Genomic DNA, 21674 nt, shown 5'->3' on the forward strand with positions numbered 1-21674 from the left:
ACGGGGGATGCACGGTATTTTTCGATTTCGATTGGGATTGGCCCAGGGTATTTTTGACTCGACGCGGAAAGAAGCTTCAGTCCGGAAACAGGCAGAGCTGCACTTCCCGCTGCTTCCGAGGGGCGGGGGCCGTCTCGGAAGCAGCGGGAAGTGCTTTCGCCTTTGGTTTGCGGCGGGGAAAGGGATTTGTGCCGGAACGGAAGGGATGCAGAACGCAGGCGACGTCCGGGCAGAGGCGGACCTCTTTGGGGCTGCCCCCGCAGCATTCCAGGCACTTGGCCCGGATGGCCTTGAGCGGATTGCGATGGGTGCGCTTTTTGGCCATGGTTGAAGAGATCAGCCGCGGCTGAACTTGCGGTACTTGATCCGTTTGGGAACGTCGGCGTCCTTGCCCAGGCGTTGCCGTCGATCTTCCTCATATTCGGTGAAGTTCCCGTCGAAAAAGGTCACCTGGCTGTCGCCCTCAAAGGCCATGATGTGGGTGGCAATGCGATCCAGGAACCAGCGGTCGTGGCTGATCACCAGGACCGCTCCGGCGAAGTTCAGCAGGGCGTCTTCCAGGGCGCGCATGGTGTTCACGTCCAGGTCGTTGGTGGGCTCGTCCAGCAGCAGGACGTTGGCCCCTTCCTTGAGCATGCGGGCCAGGTGGACCCGGTTGCGCTCCCCGCCGGAGAGCAGGCCCACCTTTTTTTGTTGATCCGCGCCGGTGATGTTGAAGCGGCCCAGGTAGGCCCGGGCGTTGACGTCGCGATTGCCCAGGCGGATCAGGTCGTGGCCGTCGCTGATCATCTCGAAGACGGTTTTGTCCGCTTCCAAGTCGTCCCGTTTTTGGTCCACGTAGGCCAGCTTCACGGTCTCGCCCACGGCGATTCGGCCGGAATCCGGCTGTTCCTGGCCGGAGATCATTCGGAACAGGGTGGTCTTACCGGCCCCGTTGGGACCGATGATCCCCACGATGGCGCCGGGAGGAATCAGAAAGTCGGCGTTGGCCAGGAGCATCCGGTCCCCGTAGGCCTTGCACAGGTCCTGGGCTTCGATCACCTTCTGGCCCAGCCGGGGGCCCGGCGGGATATAGATTTCCAGCTCTTTGCCCCGTTTTTCGGATTCCTGGGACAGGAGCTGCTCGTAGGCCCCGATCCGGGCCTTGCTTTTGGCGTGCCGGGCCCGGGGAGACATCCTGATCCACTCCAGTTCCCGCTGCAGGGTCTTCTGGCGGTCGCTCTCGGCTTTTTCTTCCTGGCGCAGACGTTCCTTCTTCTGGTCCAGCCAGGAGGAGTAGTTGCCCTTCCAGGGGATGCCCTTGCCCCGGTCCAACTCCAGGATCCAGCCGGCCACGTTGTCCAGGAAGTAGCGATCGTGAGTCACGGCGATGATGGTCCCCGGATACTGGTGGAGGTGATGCTCCAACCAGGCCACGGATTCGGCGTCCAGGTGGTTGGTGGGCTCATCCAAGAGCAGGATGTCCGGCTGCTGGAGCAGCAGGCGGCACAGGGCCACCCGCCGACGCTCACCGCCGGAGACGAGGTTCAACGGCATGTCCGGGGGCGGGCAGCGCAGGGCGTCCATGGCCATTTCCAGACGGCTTTCCAGTTCCCAGGCGTTCAGGGCGTCCAGCTTTTCCTGGACCGAAGCCTGTCGGGCCAGCAGGGCGTCCATGGCCTCGTCGCTCATGGGTTCCGCGAACTGGGCGTTGATTTCCTCGAATTCCTTGAGCAACCGGACGGATTCCCCGGCGCCTTCCTCCACGACCTCCAGAACCGTGCGTGGTTCATTGGCCAGTGGTTCCTGTTCCAGGTAGCCGATGGTATGCCCCGGGGCCAGGGATGTTGACCCCTGGAAATCCTGGTCCACTCCGGCCAGGATTTTCAGCAGCGTGCTCTTTCCGGAGCCGTTCATCCCCAGGACGCCGATTTTCGCCCCGTAAAAATAGGAAAGGGAAATATCCTTCAGGATCGGTTTCTTGTCGTAATACTTGCTGACCCTGTGCATGGAATAGATGATTTTTTTATCGTCAGTGCTCATGGTTTTTCCGAGGTGCCCGGAACTGGTTCTGGGCTGGTTCAATGGAGGTGGATATGAAAAAAAAACGGACACCCTCCCGAAGAGGGTGTCCGGTTTGAAGGAAAATTTATGGACAGGCTAATGACCGTGTCCGTGTCCGTCATCGTTGAGGGTGTCCTTGATGGATTTCAAGACAACGACGCCCACGCCCGTGCCGATAAGGATCAGCGCCAAGTAAAAGGCGCCCATGAAAATGGCGTGGTCGGGCATCCACCAGGGGATGTCCTGGGGCAGAAAACTTTGAATGGTTTCTCCGGGAAGCATCATTCTCTCCTGTGCAAAAGTTAGTTGACGGCGTCCTTAAGCAGTTTGCCGGGGCGAAACTTGACGACCTTGCTGGCCGGAATCTTGATTTCTTCTCCGGTCCGGGGATTGCGGCCGGTGCGCTCCTGGCGCTGCTGAACCTCAAAGGTGCCGAAGCCGGTCAAGGTCAGCTTTCCGTTGGCGGAAAGAATTTCCTCAACGGAATCAATAAAGGCATTGAGGGCGCTCTCCGCGCTCGCCTTGGTCATTCCCGCCTTGTTGGCGACTTTCGCTACCAGATCCGCCTTTGTCATAACGCTTTCTCCTTTTGCACTTAATGGTGATGGTGAGAAAAAAAACTGTCAGATTGACAGCCCTATCAACGACCTTCCTTGGACGGCCTCTAGCCCAAAGCCGCCGCCATTGCAAGAAACCAAGGGAAAAAATAGTGGAAACCACGTGTTCACCGTGGATGATTCGGTTTGCCATATATAATCCCTTTCAAGATGTCCATGGTTTTGTCCGCTCACGAACAACTTGTCACCGAACAAACGATTGCGCTACGACCGCATGAACGGACGTGTTTGTTTGAAAGGCGTGATCGACATATCCTCAACAGATACCAAGGAGCAAGAAGATGCCGCGACGGGCGCCTTTGGAAGCGGAAATGTACTCCCATCTCGGGCCTTCGCGTTTTTCAGCCCTGGGTTTTCTCGGCGAGGATGCCCGGGACTGGGAGGATATCCTGGCCGACGACGCACGAACCCTGGAAGGCTTGGGAGTGAGCAGGAAGCAGCTGGTTGAAGAGCTGCGAGAGGTTTACGAACGGGCGGTGAAGGCCGGTGGGGATCCGGTACCGGTGGGCCCGGGAAGTGTCGCGGAGTGCCTGGAGTGCCGGGGGCGGATTCCTTCGCCGTTTCCAGGCGAGGGTACCTTTCCCAAGCATCAGGTCCGGGTGTTCCGCGAGCAAGGGGCGGAATCGCTCGTCATCACCCCTTTGGCCCTGCACCTGATCGAGCGACATGGCTTTTTTCAGGGCATCGGTTCGCCCTTCCGGATCGATCCCGTCCAAGCCGTCGCGATGCTGGGGCTGGGCGGCGAGTGAACAAAGCGAACGACTTTTCCTCCGGGCTCAGCGCTTGCGTTCCAGATTGTCGAAAGCCGCGATCCGGTCCCAGGCCTCATCGGCGGTTTCCACGAACTCGAACAGCTCCAGGTCCCGGGGCGAAACGGTCCCGGCTTCCACCAGAGCCCCGAAGTTGATGACCTTATTCCAGAATTGGGAGCCGAAGAGCAAAACCGGCATGGGGGCGATCTTTCCGGTCTGGATCAGGGTCAGGGCGTCGAACAGCTCGTCCAGGGTGCCGAATCCGCCGGGGAAAATCACCAGGGCCCTGGCCCGGATCAGAAAGTGCATTTTGCGGATGGCGAAATAGTGAAACTGGAAGCTGAGTTCCGGCGTAATATAGGGGTTGGGGGCCTGCTCATGAGGCAGGACGATGTTCAGGCCGATACTTTTGGCCTGGACTTCCGCCGCCCCGCGGTTGGCCGCCTCCATGATTCCCGGACCGCCGCCGGTGATCACCACATGGGTTTTTTTCTCCTCGCACTGGCAGTTTTCCGATATGATCCGGGAAAGCTTGCGGGCTTCCTCGTAATAGCGGCTGTGCTCCAGCGCGCTTTTGGCGGCCTGGAGTCGGGCCGTTGCGCCTTTGTCTTCGGGGCCGTCGGGCTGGTTCCCGACGGCGGCCAAGGCCTCGTCCAGCCGGGACTGGGCGGTTTCGGCGTCCAGCAGCCTGGCGCTGCCGAAAACCACCACCGTGGACTCGATCCGATTATCCCGCATCAGCATTTCGGGCTTGAGCAGTTCCAACTGGAGGCGAACCGGGCGCAGTTCATCCTGGAGAATAAAATCTTTGTCCAGAAAGGCCAAGCGATAGGCCGCGGATTCGGTCTGTGGCGTGGAAGGCTGCTGTTGGGCCCTTGCGACGTCGTTTTGTGCCGAAGGGAAAAGGGTTTCCGGGTGGCTGGCGGCCATGGACGTCCTCCTTGCTGATTGGTGGGTTGGGGGAAAGGGAACTTGTTGGCCTGTTTTTCCGGGATCGTCAATCTTATCGCCCGAGCCTCCAGGGCGTCGCTTGCAAAATCGGCGATGACGCCCTATCCATTCCCGATTGTTACGGTTCATGAACAAAAAACAAGGAGATCATCGCAGAATGTTGACGGAAAAACACCTGGACGCCTATGCCCAGGTCATGATCTGGGCTCTGGACACGGCCAGGAGGCGAAAGCTGCGCAAGGGCAATGTCGTCCTGCTGCAATCCGATCCCGCGGCTTCGGCCCTGGCCGAGAAAATATACGCGCTGCTGCTGGGTCGCTCGCTGCAACCCGTGGTGCGCTGGAATCCCACGGTGCGCATGGAGCACGATTTCTACGCCCTGGGTGAGGACAAACAGCTCACGTTTCACCCTCCGGGGACCAAGGAGTTGTTGGGAGCCTTGCACGGCGCGATCCACCTGCGTGCACCGGAGTCTTTGACCCACCTACGCGACGTTCGTCCGGAACGGATCAGCCTGGCCACCCTGGCCCGCAGGCCGCTTCGGGACATCCTGGACGCCCGGGAACAGCGGGGTCTGTTCGGCTGGACCCTGGCCATGCTGCCCACCCAGGAGATGGCCCAGGCCGCGGGCATGGACCTGGACGCCTACTCCCGGCAAATCGTGAACGCTTGTTACCTGGACGCCGACGATGCCGTGGCCGGTTGGCGGGAAGTTTTCGACGCGGTCAGCCGGATCAAGCGCTGGCTGAACAAAATGAACCCGAAGACGCTCCGGGTGGAATCCGAAGGCATGGACCTGGAGGTCTCCATCGGCGAACAACGCAAATGGGTGGGCCTGTCCGGCCACAATATCCCCAGTTTCGAGATTTTTCTTTCTCCGGACTGGCGAGGGGTCCGCGGCGTGTACGTCGCCGATCAACCGTCTTACCGCAACGGCAACCTGGTTTCCGGAGTGCGTTTGGAGTTCACGGATGGAAGGGTGACGTCCGCCCAGGCCGAACAGGGCGAGGCATTCCTGCGTTCCCAGGTGGCCATGGACGCCGGAGCGGCCCAGGTCGGCGAGTTTTCCCTGACCGACAAGCGTTTCTCCCGCATCAACGCCTTCATGGCCAATACCTTGTTCGACGAGAACTACGGCGGCGAACACGGTAACTGCCATTTGGCCCTGGGGTCGTCCTACGTGGAGTCCTTTTCCGGCAACGTCGCGGACCTGGACAAGCGCCGCAAGCGCGGCCTCGGATTCAACGAATCCGCCCTGCACTGGGATCTGGTCAACACCCACACCAAGGTCGTCACGGCCCGGCTGCGATCGGGAAAGACTCGGGTGATCTATGAGAATGGGGAGTTTTGCTTTTAACAGTCCGTTGAAAAACTCCCAATTGCTGCGTCGCTGCAAAAAGTTCAAACTCTCACGTATGAATAAATACGCTTCGACCTTGAACTTTTTTTTGCTCCTTGCACTTGGGGTTTTTGAACGGACTGCCGGATAAGGACTTTTTCAACACTCAGTTAAGGATTTCCTTGTCTCATGGACAATCGAGGCGACTTTTTTCGTGTCGATTTGCCGAGCAATCACACCGCGTCTTCTCCGTTCAGGAGGCGCGGTTTTTGGTTCTTTACACCGACAATCCCCCAGGCTATGTTCATCATTTTTCTTTCCGCAAGAGTTGCTTGCGATACGTGTTCGTGGTGCGTGTTCGTGGCGCGGATCGGGTCGTGGAGTTTGTTCATCTTGAATCCCCCCCGTGAGTGTTTGAGGGGGCGCGTGAGGGCGTTATGGCTCGACATTTTTTGCAGATAACCGATTTGAAACGTTCCGAGGCCTGGAACATGTTGACCAGGGCCAAGGAGATCAAGGCCTCCAATTGGCGTTCGTCCCTGCTCGACGGCAAGACGTTGATCCTGCTGTTCGAAAAGGCCTCAACCCGGACGCGGATTTCCTTTGAAGTGGCCATCCGGGCCCTGGGCGGCGACGTGCTGTTCATGACCAACAAGGAGTCCCAGCTCGGTCGGAACGAACCGTTGCGGGACACGGCCCGGGTTTTCGGACGCTACGTCCAGGGCGTGGTGGTGCGGACATTTGCCCAGGAAGTGCTCGAAGAGCTGGCTTCGGCGGGCGGGATCCCGGTGATCAACGCCCTGACCGACCTGCATCATCCCTGTCAGGTGATGAGCGACATGCTGACTGTTTTCGAGCAGACGCCGGACATCCCGAGCCTGAAGATCGCCTGGGTGGGCGATGGGAACAACATGGCCAATTCCTGGCTGCATGCGGCCATGCATTTTCCCTTTGCCCTGCATTTGGCCGTGCCTCAGGGATATGAGCCGAATCCGGAGGTTTTGCAGCAGGCCCGGGAGAACGGGGCCAACGTGGTGGTGACCAACGATCCCAGGGAGGCCGTGAGCGAGGCCCACTACGTCAACACCGACGTCTGGGCTTCCATGGGCCAAGAGGACTCGGCGGAGGAACGGCGGGAGATTTTCGCGCCCTTCCAGGTCAACTCCCGGCTTCTGGCCTTGGCCCGGCCGGACTGCAAGGTCCTGCACTGCCTGCCGGCCAAGCGCGGGGAGGAGATTACCGACGAGGTCATGGAAGGCGAGGCCTCCGTGGTCTGGGACCAGGCCGAGAATCGGCTGCATATGCAGAAGGCCTTGCTGGAATGGGTTTTTGAGGAACAGAATTAACGAAATCCACTTGAACAGGACGGGTGCTCGGCAATGAATCAAAAAATTGAAAAGGTCGTATTGGCCTACTCCGGCGGTCTGGATACGTCGGTGATTCTGAAGTGGATCAAGGAAACCTATTCCTGCGAGGTGATCGCCTTTACCGCGGATCTGGGCCAGGGAGAGGACCTTTCCGGCGTGGAGCGCCGGGCCCTGGATACCGGCGCGACCAAGGCTTATGTCGAGGATTTGCGCGAGGAGTTCGCCAGGGACTATATATTCCCGATGATGCGGGCCAACGCGGTGTACGAGGGCCGCTATCTGCTGGGAACCTCCATCGCCCGGCCCCTGATCGCCAAGCGGATGGTGGAGATCGCCCGGGCCGAGGGGGCTCAGGCCATTGCTCACGGGGCCACGGGCAAAGGCAACGACCAGGTCCGGTTCGAATTGACCGCCGCGGCCCTGGACAAAACCTTGAAAACCATCGCTCCCTGGCGGGAGTGGGATCTGCGTTCGCGCACGGACTGCGTCGAATACGCCAGAAAGCACGGCATTCCCGTGACCGTGACCAAGGACAAGCCCTATTCCTGTGACGGCAATCTCCTGCACCTCTCCTTTGAAGGCGGTGAATTGGAAGACCCCTGGGCCGAGCCCGGACCGCACACCTACCTGATGTGCGTGCCGCCGGAGCAGGCCCCGGACCAGCCGGAGATCTCGACCATCGAATTCGAGGCCGGGAATCCCGTGGCTCTTAACGGTCAGTCCATGAGTCCGGCAACGATCATGGCCGAGCTGAACGTTCTGGGCGGGCGGCACGGCATCGGTCGTCTGGACATGGTGGAAAGCCGTTTTGTGGGCATGAAGTCCCGCGGAGTCTACGAAACACCGGGCGGAACGGTCTTGCAGACCGCTCACCGCGACCTGGAGGGCCTGACCATGGACCGCGAAACCATGCGCCTGCGCGATCAGTTGATCCCGCAATACGCGGCCATGGTCTACAACGGTTTCTGGTTCGCTCCGGAGCGGGAGGCCCTGCAGGCCTTCATCGACAAGACCCAGGAACGGGTCCGAGGCACGGTGCGGCTGAAACTGTATAAAGGAGCGGTCTCTGTACTGGGTCGCAAGTCGGACGTTTCCCTGTACAATCCTGAACTGGCCACCTTCGAGCAAGACATGGTTTACGACCAGGCCGACGCGGCCGGGTTCATCCGGTTGAACGCCCTGCGACTGCGGGCCTGGAACCAGTAATGTCCGGGAAAGAATCCACAGGCAAACTCTGGGGCGGACGGTTCGAGGCAGCCACGAACCGGCTCGTGGAGCAGTATACGGCTTCGGTCGGGGCGGATCGCCGCTTGGCCTTGCAGGACATCCGGGGTTCCATGGCCCATGCCCGGATGCTGGGCAAGCAGGGTGTTTTGCGAGCCGAGGACGTGGACGCCATTCTGGACGGGTTGCGGCGGGTCGAAGCCGAGGTCGCGGCCGGGACGTTCGTTTGGAAAGACGAACTGGAAGACGTGCACATGAATATTGAAGCCCGGTTGACCGAGCTGATCGGCGAAGCCGGCAAGCGGCTGCACACCGGACGCAGCCGCAACGACCAGGTGGCCCTGGACTTCCGGCTGCATGTGGACGAGGCTCTGGAGCAATGGCAGGGTGCTCTGCATGAGCTGATCGCTGTGCTGGTCCGCCGGGCCGAAGAGCACGTCCGGACCCTGCTGCCCGGCTGCACCCATTTGCAGCCGGCCCAGCCGGTCAGTCTGGCCCAGCATCTCCTGGCCTACGCCTGGATGTGTCGCCGGGATTTCGACCGGGTCGCCGACGCCCGCCAGCGGGTCCGGGTCAGCCCCTTGGGTGCCGCGGCTCTGGCCGGGACCACCTATCCCATTGACCCGGAAATGGTCGCCCGGGAAGTGGGGTTTTCCAAAATTTTCACCAACAGCATGGACGCTGTGGCGGACCGAGACTTTGTCATGGAGTCCGTATTCTGCGCCTGCGTGATCATGGCCCACTTGTCTCGGCTCTGTGAGGAGTTGATCCTTTGGGCCAACCCGGCCTTCGGATTCGTGCGGCTGCCAGACGCGTTTGCCACGGGATCAAGCATCATGCCTCAGAAAAAGAACCCGGACGTGGCCGAGCTGATGCGCGGCAAGACCGGGCGGGTCTACGGCGATCTGACGGCCTTGTTGACTCTGGTCAAGGGCCTGCCGCTGACGTACAATCGAGACATGCAGGAAGACAAGGAGCCGTTTTTCGACGCGGACACGACCGTGTCGTCCTCATTGCGGCTGATGGCCGCGATGATGGCCGAAATGGAGTTCGTCCCCGAGCGGATGTTGGCCCTGCTGCGCAAGGGCTTTCTTAATGCCACGGAACTGGCCGACTATTTGGCGGGCAAGGGCTTGGCCTTTCGCGACGCCCACCATGTCGTCGGGCGGGCCGTGGCCTTTGCCGAGGAGCGGAGGCTGGGTCTGGAGGATCTGTCTCTGGAAGCGTTGCGGTCATTTTCCCCGCTGATCGAGGAAGACGTCTTCACGGTGCTGGATTACCACCAGGCCGTGGCCCGGCGCTCAGCGCCGGGGGGCACGGGGGAAGGGCCGGTGCGCGGGCAAGTCGCCGATCTCCGAACGTGGCTGGAGGCCGTGCGCCCATCGATGTGATCGGTGACTGAGGGGCTACACAGAGAAGCTTTTGGTGCGAATGACGCGGAGACTGTTCGAGGGGTGGCGCGCGGTGAGGTGAACGCGGGATGAGCCGGAGCGAGGGGGAAATGGCGGAAGCGTATAGGAGTCGAACCTACCGACGACCTCTCGACCGTCCACTGGATTTGAAGTCCAGGCGCCACACCGGTGACGAAACGCTTCCTCAATTCGTGCTCAATGCTTACGCAGTACTTGATTGGGCTTGCTGCTTGGCGAACAGCGGTGACTTGTATCCATTTCGTTCTTGATCCGCAAGCGCGGGATGAGAAAAACTCGGAGTGAATTCGTTTCTGAACCTCGGATTAGGCGTGGAATCGTAGTGTGCTTTATCTGGCCAGTTCCGCAATCCTTTTTGAAATGACGCTCGATTTCGATCCCGATTTCGATTTCGATTATGTTGACGTGACAAACTGATACCGGAGGAATCTTCATTGAATAATTTTTCTAAGAACCTGCTGCTCTGGGCCACCATATCCGTGGTCATGGTGGTTCTGTTCAATATGTTCAGCCAGCCGCCGGCGCCGGAGCAGAGGCTGAGCTACAGCGAGTTGTTGACCCGTGTGCGCGCCGGTGAAATCACCGAGGTCAAGGTCCAGGGACAGCGAATCCAGGGCGTTCTGCTTAACGAACAGCGTTTTGTTTCGTTCAATCCCAACGATCCGAACCTGGTGCAGACGCTTCTGGACAACAATGTGCGCGTGGTGGCCGAGCCCGAGGACCAGTCGCCGTGGTACTTCACGGTGCTCATCTCCTGGTTTCCGATGCTGCTGCTAATCGGCGTCTGGATCTTTTTCATGCGCCAGATGCAGTCCGGCGGTGGGCGGGCCATGTCTTTCGGACGGTCCCGGGCCAAGATGCTCAGCGAGGAATCCACCAAAGTCACCTTCGAGGACGTAGCCGGGGTGGACGAGGCCAAGGAAGAGCTGATGGAGGTGGTGGAGTTTTTACGCGAGCCCAAGAAATTCACCCGCCTGGGCGGGCGGATTCCCAAGGGCGTCCTGCTGGTCGGTTCGCCGGGAACCGGAAAGACCCTCCTGGCCCGGGCCGTGGCCGGCGAGGCCGGGGTGCCGTTTTTCTCCATCTCCGGCTCGGACTTCGTGGAGATGTTCGTGGGCGTGGGCGCGGCCCGGGTCCGGGATCTGTTCACCCAGGGCAAGAAGAACGCGCCCTGTTTGATTTTCATCGACGAGATCGACGCCGTGGGACGGCAGCGAGGGGCTGGACTGGGCGGCGGGCATGACGAGCGGGAACAGACCCTGAACCAGATGCTCGTGGAAATGGACGGGTTTGAATCCAACGAGGGCGTGATCCTGATCGCGGCCACCAACCGTCCGGATGTTTTGGACCCGGCCTTGCTGCGCCCGGGTCGATTCGACCGCCAAGTGGTGGTCCCGTCGCCTGATTTGCGCGGCCGGGTGCGCATTCTGCAGGTCCATGCCAAACGCACGCCCATGGCCAAGGGAGTTGATTTGGAATCCCTGGCCAAGGGAACTCCGGGCATGTCCGGAGCTGACCTGGAAAACCTGGTCAACGAGGCGGCCCTGCACGCGGCCCGAAAAGGCAAGGAACAGCTGGACATGCGGGACTTTGAGGAAGCCAAGGACAAGCTGCTCATGGGCAAGGAGCGGCGGAGCATGATCCTCAGCGACGACGAAAAGAAAACCACGGCCTATCACGAGGCCGGTCACGCCCTGGTGGCCCGTCTGCTTCCCGGCACGGACCCGGTGCACAAGGTGTCCATCATTCCCCGAGGCATGGCCCTGGGCGTGACCATGCAGCTTCCGGACGACGACCGGCACAACTACAGCCGATCCTATCTGGAAAAGACCCTGGCCGTGCTGATGGCTGGTCGAGTTGCCGAGGAGATCATCTTCGATCAACTGACCACCGGAGCGGGCAACGACATTGAACGGGCCACGAAAATGGCCCGGAAGATGGTCTGCCAGTGGGGCATGAGCGACACCCTGGGGCCGCTTTCCCTGGGGGAAAACAACGACCATGTCTTTCTGGGCCGGGAGATCGCTCACCATAAGGATTACAGCGAACAAACCGCTCAGGTGATCGACGGGGAAATCAAGGGCTTCGTGACGAGGGCACACGGCAAGGCCAAGCAGCTTCTGGAAAAAAATATCGATGTTCTGCACGCCGTGGCCGGCGCGCTTCTGGAGCGGGAGACCATAACCGGCGCGGACATTACTCTGCTGATGAAGGGCGAGCCGCTACCGCCCATGAGCCCGACTCTCGCGAAGCCGGTCCGGAAGGAAGCTGAAACGATGCCTGAAGCGGCATCCGGGACTGGATTCGGCGACGACAAAGGCGGGGGCGAAAAAGAGGCGGAAGCAGAGAGAGCCGACTTCGAGCAGTCCGCCAAGCCTTCCGAGTCTTCCGACGCCACCGACGGACGTTCTGAAGACAAGGACGGCGCGGACGACACAGACGACGCGGACGAGTTCGCCCTGGAAGAGCCGGACAAAACCAATCGGTCTTGACTTGGTCACGACATTTCGGATGCGGCCCGTTTCTTCCTGGCGAATCAAGGATGGTCGTTGGATCGATCTAGCCGATCCGGTGATCATGGGGGTGGTGAACTGCACCCCGGACTCGTTTTATGACGGAGGGCGGCATGACGAGCCCGACGCCGCTCTTCGTCATGGTCTGTTGCTGGCCTCTCAAGGCGCGCTGATCCTGGACGTGGGCGGAGAGTCCACTCGCCCCGGCTCTCGTCCCGTGAGCGTTCAGCAGGAGTTGGAACGAGTGCTGCCCGTGGTTCGCGGGTTGTCGTCGGCGACGACGTCTCCGGAGGCCGAACCTTCCGTCGCTTCTCCGGTACTATCCATCGACACGACCAAATCCACGGTGGCGGCCCGGTGCCTTCAGGCCGGGGCGGCCATTGTCAACGACGTCTCCGGGTGTCGGTTCGATCCGGGGCTTTTGGACGTACTGGCTCAGTTCAAGCCCGGCTATGTATTGATGCACGCCCAGGGCAATCCGGAAAGAATGCAGCATGATCCGCGGTACGACGACGTCGTGGACGCGGTGCGTCGGTTTTTCGAGCAACGGTTGGACGCCTTGGCGCGTTCCGGGCTGCCGGAAGAACATGTGGTTCTCGATCCCGGCATCGGCTTCGGCAAGCGGCTGGAGCATAACCTGGAATTGCTGCGCAACATCGAGGTGTTTCAGGAATTGGGCCGTCCGATTCTGGTGGGCGTTTCCAACAAGTCGCTCTGGAAGGACCTTTTGGGTCTGGAACTGGAAGAGCGGGGGACGGTCACCCAGGTGGCCGCGGCCTTGCTCGCGGCTCGGGGCGTGTTGATCCATCGGATGCACGACGTGCGGGCCACGGCGCGAACATTGCGGGTTGAAAAGGCCCTGCGCGTCCGGGGAGGGCCGACATGCTAGAGATGCCGATCAACATTCCGATAAGCATTCGGGACATGGTGGACATCGGTCTGGTAACTTTCGCCTTTTACCGACTGATTCTGCTGGTCAAGGGAACGCGGGCCGTTTCGGTGATCTACGGCCTGGTCCTGATCCTGGTTATCTTCTACCTGTCCGACGAGTTCGGCTTGTTCACCCTGAACTGGTTGCTGGCCAATTTTCTCGGCTCGCTTTTCCTGGTGATCATTATTTTCTTTCAGCAGGACATCCGAAAAGCCCTGTCCGAGTTGGGGGCCGGAAGCTTATGGCGGCGACGCAAGGTTTCGGACCAGCTGGTGAACGAAGTCGTCTTCGCGGCCCTGAACATGGCCAAGTCCCGCATCGGGGCCTTGATCGTCCTTGAACGCGGCGTCCCCCTGGGGGACATCATTGCCCGTGGCGTGGAAATCAAGGCCGACCTGACCCGTGAATTGCTGGTGACCATTTTTTACCCGAACACTCCCCTGCATGACGGAGCGGTGGTCGTCCGGGGGGGGCGGATTGAGGCCGCGGGCTGCATTCTTCCGTTGTCCTCCGGCGTGGATCACTCCGCGAAGCTGGGGACCCGGCACCGGGCCGCCATCGGGGTCAGCGAGGAAACCGACGCCGTGGCCTTGGTGGTCTCCGAGGAGCGCGGCATCATCTCCATTGCTCAGGGCGGACGGTTGACCGAAGACCTGAGTGAAGCCCAACTCAAGGACATGCTGCGCGAAGTTCTGGAGCAATCATGATACCACGCGCCAATTGGCAATATCTGGCCTTGGCCTTCGCCCTGGCCGTGTTCTCCTGGTATCTCGTTTCCGGGCGGGAGAAGGTGGACTCCTGGATTCAGGTGCCCGTGGAAATGGTCAATATGCCGCAGGGATACATCGTGCGGCAGGGCATGGTCAATCGGATCGAGGTCCGGGTCCGCGGGCCGCGCCCCATGGTCCGGACCATTGACATGCGTAATGCTTTCTACCCCTTGGACCTTGCGGAATTGCAGGTCGGTTTGAACCAAATTGACTTCGAAACCCGGAACCTGAATCTGTCCCGGGCCATTGAAGTGGTGGAAATCATGCCGTCCCGGGTTGAACTGCTCGTGGACCGGCTGATGACCAAAACCATTCCCGTGAACAAGAACGTCGTCGTCGACCTGGACGAGGACTTCGAATTGCGTCGATCCGCTGTGACGCCGCCGGGAGTGGTGCTCCGGGGGCCGTTGGTGATGGTGGAGCCCGTGGAGGAGGTGGAAACCCAGCCCGTCAAGGTGGAGGGCGACCGCCCCGGGCTGGTGGAAACGACCGTTGGGTTGGTCTTGCCTCCGGAAGTAGAGGCCAGTCCCAGCCGGGTGGTGGTGCAACTTGATTTTCGTGAGAAGCGGACCGAAGTGTCCCTGGACCGAGAAATTCAGGCCACGAGGCCCTCGGGCATGGTCATGACGCTTGAGCCGACCTCGATCCGCCTGACGCTCTCCGTTCCGGTATCCCTGGCCCGCGACCCCGGGCTTGAGGATCAGGTGCGGGTGATAGTCTCCCCGGTGGGAGAGTTGCCCGTTGGGGAGCACGAGGTGGGGTACCGGGTTGAATTGCCTTCCGGAGTGACGTTGACGCAGAGTGAGCCGGAACGGATACGGGTGGCGCTTGAACTGGAAGAAGCCGGTCCTCCGGGTGAAGCAAGCGTCGGCGAGTGATTGAACCAATACAAAGCAGATATGCGAACGATATAGCGAGGTGCTTAATGCGGAAAGGTCTTTTTGGAACGGACGGTATGCGCGGCCAGGTGAATATTTTCCCCATGCTTCCGGAGATCGCCCTTCGGCTGGGGCTGGCCGTGGGGCAAATGTTGCGCAACGGTTCGCGGCGACACCGGGTGGTGATCGGCAAGGATACGCGCTTGTCGGGGTACGTGTTCGAGACGGCCCTGACTTCCGGATTTTGCGCGGCGGGGATGGACGTCTATCTTGTCGGTCCCATGCCCACCCCGGCCATTTCCTTTCTGACCCGCAACATGCGCGCCGACGTCGGCGTGGTCATTTCCGCCTCGCACAATCCGTTCATGGACAACGGGATCAAGCTGTTCGACAATCTGGGATTCAAGCTGGCCGACGCCATGGAAGACAGTATCTCGGAGTTGATTCTCTCCCCGGATACGGATTGGGAGTATCCGCAGCCGGAAAACGTAGGCAAGGCCGCTCGGATTCAGGATAGTCTGGGGCGGTACCTGGTGTTTTTGAAGAACACCATCCCTTCGACCATGACCTTCGACGGGGTGAAGGTGGTCTTGGACTGCGCCAACGGCGCGACGTACAAGGTCGCCCCCTTGCTGTTCGAGGAACTGGGGGCCAAGGTCGAGGAAATCGGCACGGAGCCCGACGGATTGAACATCAATCGCAAGTGCGGTTCCCTCTATCCGGAACTCGTGGCGCATCGCGTCCTGGAATCCGGGGCGGACATCGGCCTGGCCCTGGACGGTGACGGAGACCGGCTGATCGTCACGGACGAGCAGGGGACCGTGCTGGACGGCGACCAGATCATGGCCATTTGCGCCCAGGACATGATGCAAAACGGCACGTTGCCCGGCAATACCCTGGTGGCCACGGTGATGAGCAACATGTCTCTGGAACTGTTCATGCGGGACCATGGCGGCAGACTGTTGCGCACGCCCGTGGGCGACCGCTACGTGGTGGAGGCCATGCGCCGCGAAGGCGCGGTGTTCGGCGGCGAGCAGTCCGGCCACTTGATCTTTCTGAACCATTGCACCACGGGGGACGGTATCCTGGCGGCCCTGCAACTGATGCGGATCATGCAGGAAAAAGGCAAGCCGCTGTCCGAGCTGGCCGGGCAGTTGAAGCCGTTTCCCCAGGTGCTGGTCAACGTTCACGTGGAGCGCAAAATCCCCTTCGAACAATCCCCGGAAGTGGCCAAGGCCGTGGCTGAGGCTGAGGAAAAGCTCGGGGCCAGGGGGCGCGTGCTGCTGCGCTACTCCGGAACCGAGCCGGTGGCCCGGGTCATGGTGGAAGGCGAGGATTCCGTCCTGGTTCAGCGGCTTGCCGATGAACTGGTGGACGTCTTGCATACGTATTTGCGATAGACTGTTTGCACGAATGGGGATAGACTTGAGCCGATTGTCGGAGGCAAAGCTTCCTGCGCAAGTTTCCGGCGAAAGCTTTCGGCGACTTGCATTTTTGACCTTTTGCGTTCCAGGATTGGTCGCAATTCATTCGAATGATATAAAAAAAGATAGTTTTGTGTTTTTTCGCATCGATGCCGGGCGTGTTCCTCTGTGGCGTTTTCACCAGTGATATCCGTCAGCATTGATCCAAACGAAGGAGATTGTTCCGATGCAGATCAGAAAAGTCGTCATTCCCGTGGCTGGCTGGGGAACCAGGTCGTTGCCGGCAACCAAGAACATCCCCAAGGAAATGCTTCCGGTGTTCAAAAAGCCGGCCGTGCAGCACATCGTCGAGGAAGCCATGTATTCCGGGTTGACGGACGTGGTTTTCGTGAACAACTCCAATAAGAAGATCATTGAGGACCATTTTGACTACAACTGGGCCTTGGAGGACCTGCTGCAACGGACCGGGAAAACGGCGCTATTGGAGGAGGTTCGGGCCGTTGCCGAGATGGTGAACATCATTTCCGTGCGCCAGAAAAAGCAGTTGGGGCTGGGACACGCCGTGCTCTGCGCCAAGGAGGTCATCAAGCAGGAACCCTTCGCCTTGATGCTCGGGGACGACCTGATGTTCGGGATGGAGCCGGGCATCAAGCAGTTGCTGGACGTGGCCTTGTCAGAAAATATGTCCGTGGTCGGCGTGATCGAGGTCGCCGCGGAAAAAGTGAGCAGCTATGGGATCATCCATGGCGAAGAGTTCGCTCCGGGAGTCTATCGGGTTCGCTCCATGGTGGAGAAGCCGGCTCCGGCCCAGGCGCCTTCAAGGATGGCCGTGGTCGGACGCTACGTGCTCATGCCGGAAATATTCGAACATCTCGAAGGGGCCGAGCCGGGTCACGGCGGCGAGATTCAGATCACGGACGCACTGATGAAACTGGCTCAGAAGAATCGCCTCCTGGCGGTGAAGATGCGCGGGATGCGCTTCGACGTGGGCGACTGGAGCGACTATCTCACGGCCAACATTTATTTCGCCTTGCAAGACGAGTCGTTGCGCGAGGAATTGGTAGGCAAGCTGAAGAATTTGCTTCCTTTCAATTGTTGATCGCGGCGGACTCGATTTTGATCCCCCGGTTTTTCGAGCCGACTGCACCATGGGGCGTGCGGTCGGCTCGTTGCGTTTCATCCCCCTGTACAACTCGACAACAAGGGAGCCCCGGGCCTTACTGATGGACAAGCTTTGGACGAATCTTCTTGCGAGACGAGCGGCATGACCCAGGCTTGGAATGTGGCTCTTTGCAGCCCGCCGTACCTCGTTTTCACTTATGCGATGCCTGATTGCCTGCCTCCCGAGGCCTGGGCCGCCGGACAGCGTGTGATGGTCCCGGTGGGCAAAAGGACGCGGATGGGGGTGATCATGGAGCCATCCGCGGTCGAAGACGGAGGGCGGACCTTGAAGCCCATGATTTGGCCCCTGGACCAGGAACTGCTCCTGACAGACGCCGTTCTGGACTTGGTCCGGCACCTGGCCAGACGCCAGATGGTCCCGGAGGGACTCGTTCTTTCCAGCATCCTGCCCAAGGCTCTGCGTTCCGGGCAACCACGCTTCAGGCTGGTGGACGGTTCGGCGACGCGGCGGTGGACCTTGGAGGAAATGAGCCGTCTTCGCGCCGAGGAGTCGGCGCGACTCGGACAGGCTTGGATGGAAGGCCGACTGTGTCTGGAGCAAAATCAGCGCAAGGGGAACGACGACGTCCTTTATACCTTGCTGCGCGACCCTCCCTGGGGCCTGCGCCCCAAGGCCAAACGGCAACAAGCCGTCCTGGAGCACTTGTTCGCTCACGGCAGCGCTTCTTTGAGCGGTATCGCTCGAGGCGTGGCCGTTGTTCAGGATCAATCCCTCTTTGCGGATCATGGTCCGGATGGTGCGCTGGTCCAGTGCGCTGGGGAAACGGATCAAATCCCGGTCCGGGACGCATTTTCAGTGCGTGAGACGAAACAAGGTCTTAAGCGTGTTATGGCGGACTTGGTCCGCAAGGGGCTGGTCCAGGCCGTGCCGGTTCTTTCCGCCCAAAAGACTGACTGGGAGGCTGAATGGGAGGCTGACGGGCAGGCTCACAAGCCGACCCGAGCGCTTTCCGATGCTGCACGGGGGCTCTCGCAATCATCCCCGGATGTCCTTTCCGGCACTTCCGATGTTCCTTCCCTTGAATGCCACCCTCTCTCCGACGAGCAGGCCGATGCGCTCGGGGCCCTGGAAGCAGATCTGCGTCTGACCCTGGAGCCTGTACCGGAAGATGTCCGGAGTCCTGACGGCTCTCCGAGGCAAGTTCGTGTCCGCCTGGTCCACGGCGTGACCGGCAGCGGCAAGACCCTGCTGTATCTTCGGTTGGCTCGAGCGGCTCTGGCCCAGGGAAGGAGCGTGCTGTTGCTGGCCCCGGAGGTGGCCTTGTCCGCCCAGCTTTGGAGCGAGGTGAACCAGTTTTTTCCCCAGACGCCTCGACACTGGTATCACGGTTCGCTTCCCGCCGGGACCAGGCTGGGGGTGTTTCGCGCCCTGCGCCACCAGGCCACGCCCCAGATCGTGGTGGGCACCCGATCCGCGCTGTTTTTACCTTTCGCCAACTTGGGGTTGATCGTGGTGGACGAGGAGCACGACGCCTCCTACAAGCAGGACGAGGGATTCACGTATCAGGCCAAGGAAGTGGCCTATTTCCGGATCAAGCAGCAGGGCGGCCTGCTGCTGCTGGGTTCGGCCACGCCGGACATCAAGACCTTTCACGCCGCCGACCAGAGCGAGATCAACAGCGTTACCCTGCGTCACCGAGTCAGTCGCAAGCCGTTGCCCGAAATCCAACTTGTGGACATGCGCCCGGAGCCTCGCTCCGCCCCGCTTTCCCAGCTCTGTCGATCCGAGTTGGAGGGCGCGCTCCAGCGCGGAGAGCAGGCCATGTTTTTGCTCAACCGTCGCGGCTTCGCGCCGCTGGTCTCTTGCCTAGATTGCGGCACGGCCCCGAAATGTCCGCGCTGCGAAGTGGGGCTGACCTATCACAAGGGGTGGGAGCGCCTGCTGTGCCATTACTGCGGCTTTGCTCAGCCTTTCCCTTTTGGGTGCGGCCAGTGCGGTGGAACCCGGTTCCTGCCTCTGGGCGAGGGGACCGAGGGGCTGGAAGAGTACCTGGAGAACCTTGGGGACTCGGGCCTGGGAATCGTTCGCCTGGACCGGGACAGCACTCGGCGCAAGGGGAGCCTGGATCAAATCCTCAAGGCCTTTAGTCAAGGACGGGCCCAGGTGATGGTCGGAACACAGATGCTCAGCAAGGGCCATCATTTCCCAGGCGTGACCCTGGTCGTGGCCGTGGACGGGGACGTCGGGCTGAATCTTCCGGACTATCGGGCCGCGGAAAAAACGTTTCAACTGCTTGTCCAACTGGCAGGGAGGGCCGGACGAGGAGATCGGCCGGGTAGGGTGCTGATTCAGACGCGCAATCCGGACCATCCCTGTTGGGAGCACATTCGGACCGGCAACTACGAGGGATTTTTCGCACAGGAACTGGAACGCCGCCGCAAATTCGCCTACCCGCCCTTCGTAAAGCTGGCCATGATCCGGTTGAGCTATCCGCGTGAATGGGAGGAAGGCGCGGCCCTGGTGGCCACGGCCGGTGACCACCTGCGCCGCGAAGGAACGCGACTGGGCCTCCGGGTCCTCGGCCCTGCCCCGGCTCCCCTGGGGTTGCTCAACGGCCGCAAACGCTTCCAGTGCCTGCTCAAGGCCATGTCCTGGCAAAACCTGCGTGAAGCCTTCACGGCCATGCGCTCCACCCTCCCCGGTTCCTCCCCTCTTCGCGTGACCCTGGACTTGGACCCGGTGAACATGCTTTAATAGTCCGTTGAAAAACTCTCAATTGCTGCGTCGATCGTCGAAGCAGGCGTCATGTTTGAGTTGCGCCTTCTTTAGAGGAGTGCCGAGACGGCGATTCGCGCGGTACAGTTTTTCCCGTTCAATGAGAAGCGCCAGCCGTTCAGCCTCGGTGAAGGTGTAGTTCCTGGCCCCGAGCACGGCCACGAAAATCTGCGCCTGCCGGACCTCTCCGGTGACGGGGTCGCAGATGGAGAGGGTCTGGTCGGCAAACTCGATGAACAGCGAAGCGAGTGACGTTCAACGCTTCAAGTGTCAACAGATTTTGTGCCGTACAAAAGCAACCCTTTCAAATTGTTCCAGGAAATCACTTCGGCATTGCTTCTGTTCTGGTTTGCGTTGCCACCGTACACGACACAGGGCTTGGCCGCCGAATCCCCAGCCAGATTTACATAATACTCCAATCCCTTGAAGAAGTCCGGGGACACTGTACGACCTGCCTTGATTTCCATGGGAAGCTGAGAACCTCCCTGGTCGATGAGGCAGTCCACCTCATTTCCGGTTTTATCTCTCCAAAAATAGCAGTTCATTTGCTTGCCCTGGTTGTATCGTTTCTTGATCAACTCGGTGATCACCAGGGATTCAAATAAAGCACCTTTTAGGTAATGGGTTCGTAATTGTTCCGGACTCTGGATTTCCAGGAGGTGCGCCGCAAGCCCCGGGTCATAAAAATACAGCTTGGGCATTTTGACCAGTCTCTTGCCGAAATTTTGATGATAGGGGCGGAGCAGGAAAACAATGAAGCTGGCTTCCAGAAGGGATATCCACGATTTTACCGTGGTATGCGATATACCGCATTCATTGGCCAGGGCGGACATGTTCAGGAGCTGCCCGGTCCTGCCCGCGCACGATTTGAGAAAAAGTTGAAACTGTCCAAGGTCGGCGATATTCTTTATCGCCCGTACATCGCGTTCAATATAGGTCTGGACATAACTGGGATAAAAATCCTGCGCGGGGATGCCCATCTTGTATATCCGTGGGTATAATCCGGTGAACAGATAGTCCTCATAATCCTCCCGTGGGTGCGACGGGAAGATTTCATCCAGGGAAAAGGGAAGAAGCCTGAGCACGGCGGTCCTTCCGGCAAGAGACTGACTGATCTTCTCATAGAGCAAAAAGTCGCTGGAACCGGTCAGGATGAATTGCCCGGGCTGATCCTTTTGGTCCACCACGGTCTGGATATAGGAAAATATCTCGGGAACTTTCTGGGCTTCGTCAATGACCGCGTTTTCATAGGTCTTCAAAAAACCGCGTGGATCCTGGCGGGCAAAGAGCAGTGTATCCGGGTCTTCACAAGAGACGTAGGGCTTTTCGGGAAACACTTTTCTGACCAAAGTCGATTTGCCGGACTGCCTTGGTCCGGTCAGGGTAACCACTGGAAATTTTTTCGATATGGAGATCAGGTAATCTTCCATCTCCCGGTTGATGTAGGTCATCTGCCACCTTCCTTGTATACCGGCTTTTTTTTGATCCGATATCATCGGCGTGGACAATTTGCAAATCGAAATTTCAAATTGTCCGA

Annotated in this window: 19 protein-coding genes and 1 tRNA gene; 12 read left to right on the plus strand and 8 right to left on the minus strand. The window is 59.9% G+C overall.

The genetic code is table 11. The features are described from left to right. Positions 1 to 76: 76 nt before the first annotated feature. From DESLA_RS18400 to DESLA_RS0103220, 4 genes are all read right to left on the minus strand, one after another. Positions 77 to 325, minus strand: a complete 249-nt coding sequence (locus DESLA_RS18400) for a hypothetical protein (RefSeq protein WP_035261294.1) — start codon at positions 323 to 325, stop codon at positions 77 to 79. Between the two features lie 11 nt (positions 326 to 336). Beyond that, entirely contained in the window at positions 337 to 2022 is a 1686-nt protein-coding gene (ettA, locus tag DESLA_RS0103205) for an energy-dependent translational throttle protein EttA (RefSeq protein ID WP_028571368.1), read from the minus strand. 117 nt (positions 2023 to 2139) lie between these two features. Further along, positions 2140 to 2328, minus strand: coding sequence for a hypothetical protein (locus DESLA_RS0103215; RefSeq protein ID WP_435050748.1), 189 nt, complete (start codon positions 2326 to 2328; stop codon positions 2140 to 2142). 17 nt (positions 2329 to 2345) lie between these two features. Continuing rightward, positions 2346 to 2618, minus strand: a complete 273-nt coding sequence (locus DESLA_RS0103220) for an HU family DNA-binding protein (protein WP_028571370.1) — start codon at positions 2616 to 2618, stop codon at positions 2346 to 2348. Positions 2619 to 2941: 323 nt separating this feature from the next. Between DESLA_RS0103220 and DESLA_RS0103225 the strand changes: the two genes are divergently transcribed. Further along, on the plus strand, positions 2942 to 3409 hold the full coding sequence (locus DESLA_RS0103225; protein ID WP_028571371.1) for a hypothetical protein: 468 nt from the start codon (positions 2942 to 2944) through the stop codon (positions 3407 to 3409). Positions 3410 to 3436: 27 nt separating this feature from the next. Here the strand turns inward: DESLA_RS0103225 and DESLA_RS0103230 are convergent, their stop codons facing one another. Further along, positions 3437 to 4342 carry an LOG family protein gene (locus DESLA_RS0103230; protein ID WP_028571372.1) on the minus strand — a complete coding sequence of 302 codons (906 nt, stop codon included), beginning with the start codon at positions 4340 to 4342 and terminating at the stop codon, positions 3437 to 3439. A gap of 178 nt (positions 4343 to 4520) precedes the next feature. Here DESLA_RS0103230 and DESLA_RS0103235 point away from each other — a divergent pair, with 178 nt between their 5' ends. The 4 genes from DESLA_RS0103235 (at position 4521) to argH (ending at position 9684) form a co-directional block, all read left to right on the plus strand. After that, positions 4521 to 5720, plus strand: a complete 1200-nt coding sequence (locus tag DESLA_RS0103235; protein WP_028571373.1) for an aminopeptidase — start codon at positions 4521 to 4523, stop codon at positions 5718 to 5720. 419 nt (positions 5721 to 6139) lie between these two features. Next, the gene (gene argF, locus DESLA_RS0103245) at positions 6140 to 7048 is read left to right on the plus strand and encodes an ornithine carbamoyltransferase (RefSeq protein ID WP_028571374.1); all 909 of its coding nucleotides are present in this window, start codon (positions 6140 to 6142) and stop codon (positions 7046 to 7048) included. Between the two features lie 33 nt (positions 7049 to 7081). Next, positions 7082 to 8275 carry an argininosuccinate synthase gene (locus DESLA_RS0103250; protein ID WP_028571375.1) on the plus strand — a complete coding sequence of 398 codons (1194 nt, stop codon included), beginning with the start codon at positions 7082 to 7084 and terminating at the stop codon, positions 8273 to 8275. Further along, on the plus strand, positions 8275 to 9684 hold the full coding sequence (gene argH / locus DESLA_RS0103255) for an argininosuccinate lyase (RefSeq protein ID WP_028571376.1): 1410 nt from the start codon (positions 8275 to 8277) through the stop codon (positions 9682 to 9684). Before DESLA_RS0103250 ends, argH begins: the two co-directional genes overlap by 1 nt. A gap of 111 nt (positions 9685 to 9795) precedes the next feature. Here argH and DESLA_RS0103260 read toward each other — a convergent pair. Continuing rightward, positions 9796 to 9889 (minus strand) — tRNA-Sec (locus tag DESLA_RS0103260). Positions 9890 to 10157: 268 nt separating this feature from the next. Between DESLA_RS0103260 and ftsH the strand changes: the two genes are divergently transcribed. The 7 genes from ftsH (at position 10158) to priA (ending at position 20116) form a co-directional block, all read left to right on the plus strand. Continuing rightward, positions 10158 to 12215, plus strand: a complete 2058-nt coding sequence (ftsH, locus tag DESLA_RS18405) for an ATP-dependent zinc metalloprotease FtsH (protein ID WP_084031845.1) — start codon at positions 10158 to 10160, stop codon at positions 12213 to 12215. A gap of 19 nt (positions 12216 to 12234) precedes the next feature. Beyond that, complete coding sequence (gene folP, locus DESLA_RS0103275) at positions 12235 to 13125, plus strand: dihydropteroate synthase (protein WP_028571377.1); 891 nt, start codon at positions 12235 to 12237, stop codon at positions 13123 to 13125. Continuing rightward, on the plus strand, positions 13119 to 13874 hold the full coding sequence (cdaA, locus tag DESLA_RS0103280) for a diadenylate cyclase CdaA (protein WP_028571378.1): 756 nt from the start codon (positions 13119 to 13121) through the stop codon (positions 13872 to 13874). Before folP ends, cdaA begins: the two co-directional genes overlap by 7 nt. Beyond that, positions 13871 to 14815 carry a CdaR family protein gene (locus tag DESLA_RS0103285; protein WP_028571379.1) on the plus strand — a complete coding sequence of 315 codons (945 nt, stop codon included), beginning with the start codon at positions 13871 to 13873 and terminating at the stop codon, positions 14813 to 14815. The genes cdaA and DESLA_RS0103285 overlap by 4 nt, the downstream gene beginning before the upstream one ends. 47 nt (positions 14816 to 14862) lie before the next feature. Then, on the plus strand, positions 14863 to 16215 hold the full coding sequence (gene glmM / locus DESLA_RS0103290; protein WP_028571380.1) for a phosphoglucosamine mutase: 1353 nt from the start codon (positions 14863 to 14865) through the stop codon (positions 16213 to 16215). A gap of 250 nt (positions 16216 to 16465) precedes the next feature. Then, positions 16466 to 17338 carry a UTP--glucose-1-phosphate uridylyltransferase GalU gene (galU, locus tag DESLA_RS0103295; RefSeq protein ID WP_028571381.1) on the plus strand — a complete coding sequence of 291 codons (873 nt, stop codon included), beginning with the start codon at positions 16466 to 16468 and terminating at the stop codon, positions 17336 to 17338. A gap of 165 nt (positions 17339 to 17503) precedes the next feature. Beyond that, on the plus strand, positions 17504 to 20116 hold the full coding sequence (gene priA, locus DESLA_RS0103300) for a replication restart helicase PriA (RefSeq protein ID WP_028571382.1): 2613 nt from the start codon (positions 17504 to 17506) through the stop codon (positions 20114 to 20116). A gap of 18 nt (positions 20117 to 20134) precedes the next feature. Here the strand turns inward: priA and DESLA_RS22695 are convergent, their stop codons facing one another. Both DESLA_RS22695 and DESLA_RS0103310 read right to left on the minus strand, forming a co-directional pair. Beyond that, a complete protein-coding gene (locus DESLA_RS22695; RefSeq protein WP_156932843.1) occupies positions 20135 to 20299 on the minus strand; it encodes a hypothetical protein in 165 nt (54 codons plus the stop codon). A gap of 101 nt (positions 20300 to 20400) precedes the next feature. Then, positions 20401 to 21633: an ATP-binding protein gene (locus DESLA_RS0103310; RefSeq protein ID WP_337833214.1), complete on the minus strand. Its 1233-nt coding sequence runs from the start codon at positions 21631 to 21633 to the stop codon at positions 20401 to 20403. Positions 21634 to 21674: the final 41 nt, after the last annotated feature.

Origin of the sequence: Desulfonatronum lacustre DSM 10312, assembly GCF_000519265.1 — a bacterium.
GTDB lineage: Bacteria > Desulfobacterota > Desulfovibrionia > Desulfovibrionales > Desulfonatronaceae > Desulfonatronum > Desulfonatronum lacustre.

Excerpts from the sequence above, each read along its gene's own strand:
- DESLA_RS0103285 (WP_028571379.1), top strand. The coding sequence starts at position 13,871 with ATGATACCACGCGCCAATTGGCAATATCTGGCCTTGGCCTTCGCCCTG.
- cdaA (WP_028571378.1), top strand. The coding sequence starts at position 13,119 with ATGCTAGAGATGCCGATCAACATTCCGATAAGCATTCGGGACATGGTG.
- galU (WP_028571381.1), top strand. The coding sequence starts at position 16,466 with ATGCAGATCAGAAAAGTCGTCATTCCCGTGGCTGGCTGGGGAACCAGG.
- folP (WP_028571377.1), top strand. The coding sequence starts at position 12,235 with ATGCGGCCCGTTTCTTCCTGGCGAATCAAGGATGGTCGTTGGATCGAT.
- DESLA_RS18400 (WP_035261294.1), bottom strand. The coding sequence starts at position 325 with ATGGCCAAAAAGCGCACCCATCGCAATCCGCTCAAGGCCATCCGGGCC.
- glmM (WP_028571380.1), top strand. The coding sequence starts at position 14,863 with ATGCGGAAAGGTCTTTTTGGAACGGACGGTATGCGCGGCCAGGTGAAT.
- DESLA_RS0103215 (WP_435050748.1), bottom strand. The coding sequence starts at position 2,328 with ATGATGCTTCCCGGAGAAACCATTCAAAGTTTTCTGCCCCAGGACATC.
- argF (WP_028571374.1), top strand. The coding sequence starts at position 6,140 with ATGGCTCGACATTTTTTGCAGATAACCGATTTGAAACGTTCCGAGGCC.
- DESLA_RS0103220 (WP_028571370.1), bottom strand. The coding sequence starts at position 2,618 with ATGACAAAGGCGGATCTGGTAGCGAAAGTCGCCAACAAGGCGGGAATG.
- ettA (WP_028571368.1), bottom strand. The coding sequence starts at position 2,022 with ATGAGCACTGACGATAAAAAAATCATCTATTCCATGCACAGGGTCAGC.
- DESLA_RS0103225 (WP_028571371.1), top strand. The coding sequence starts at position 2,942 with ATGCCGCGACGGGCGCCTTTGGAAGCGGAAATGTACTCCCATCTCGGG.
- DESLA_RS0103230 (WP_028571372.1), bottom strand. The coding sequence starts at position 4,342 with ATGGCCGCCAGCCACCCGGAAACCCTTTTCCCTTCGGCACAAAACGAC.
- DESLA_RS0103235 (WP_028571373.1), top strand. The coding sequence starts at position 4,521 with ATGTTGACGGAAAAACACCTGGACGCCTATGCCCAGGTCATGATCTGG.
- DESLA_RS0103250 (WP_028571375.1), top strand. The coding sequence starts at position 7,082 with ATGAATCAAAAAATTGAAAAGGTCGTATTGGCCTACTCCGGCGGTCTG.
- DESLA_RS0103310 (WP_337833214.1), bottom strand. The coding sequence starts at position 21,633 with ATGATATCGGATCAAAAAAAAGCCGGTATACAAGGAAGGTGGCAGATG.
- argH (WP_028571376.1), top strand. The coding sequence starts at position 8,275 with ATGTCCGGGAAAGAATCCACAGGCAAACTCTGGGGCGGACGGTTCGAG.
- priA (WP_028571382.1), top strand. The coding sequence starts at position 17,504 with ATGACCCAGGCTTGGAATGTGGCTCTTTGCAGCCCGCCGTACCTCGTT.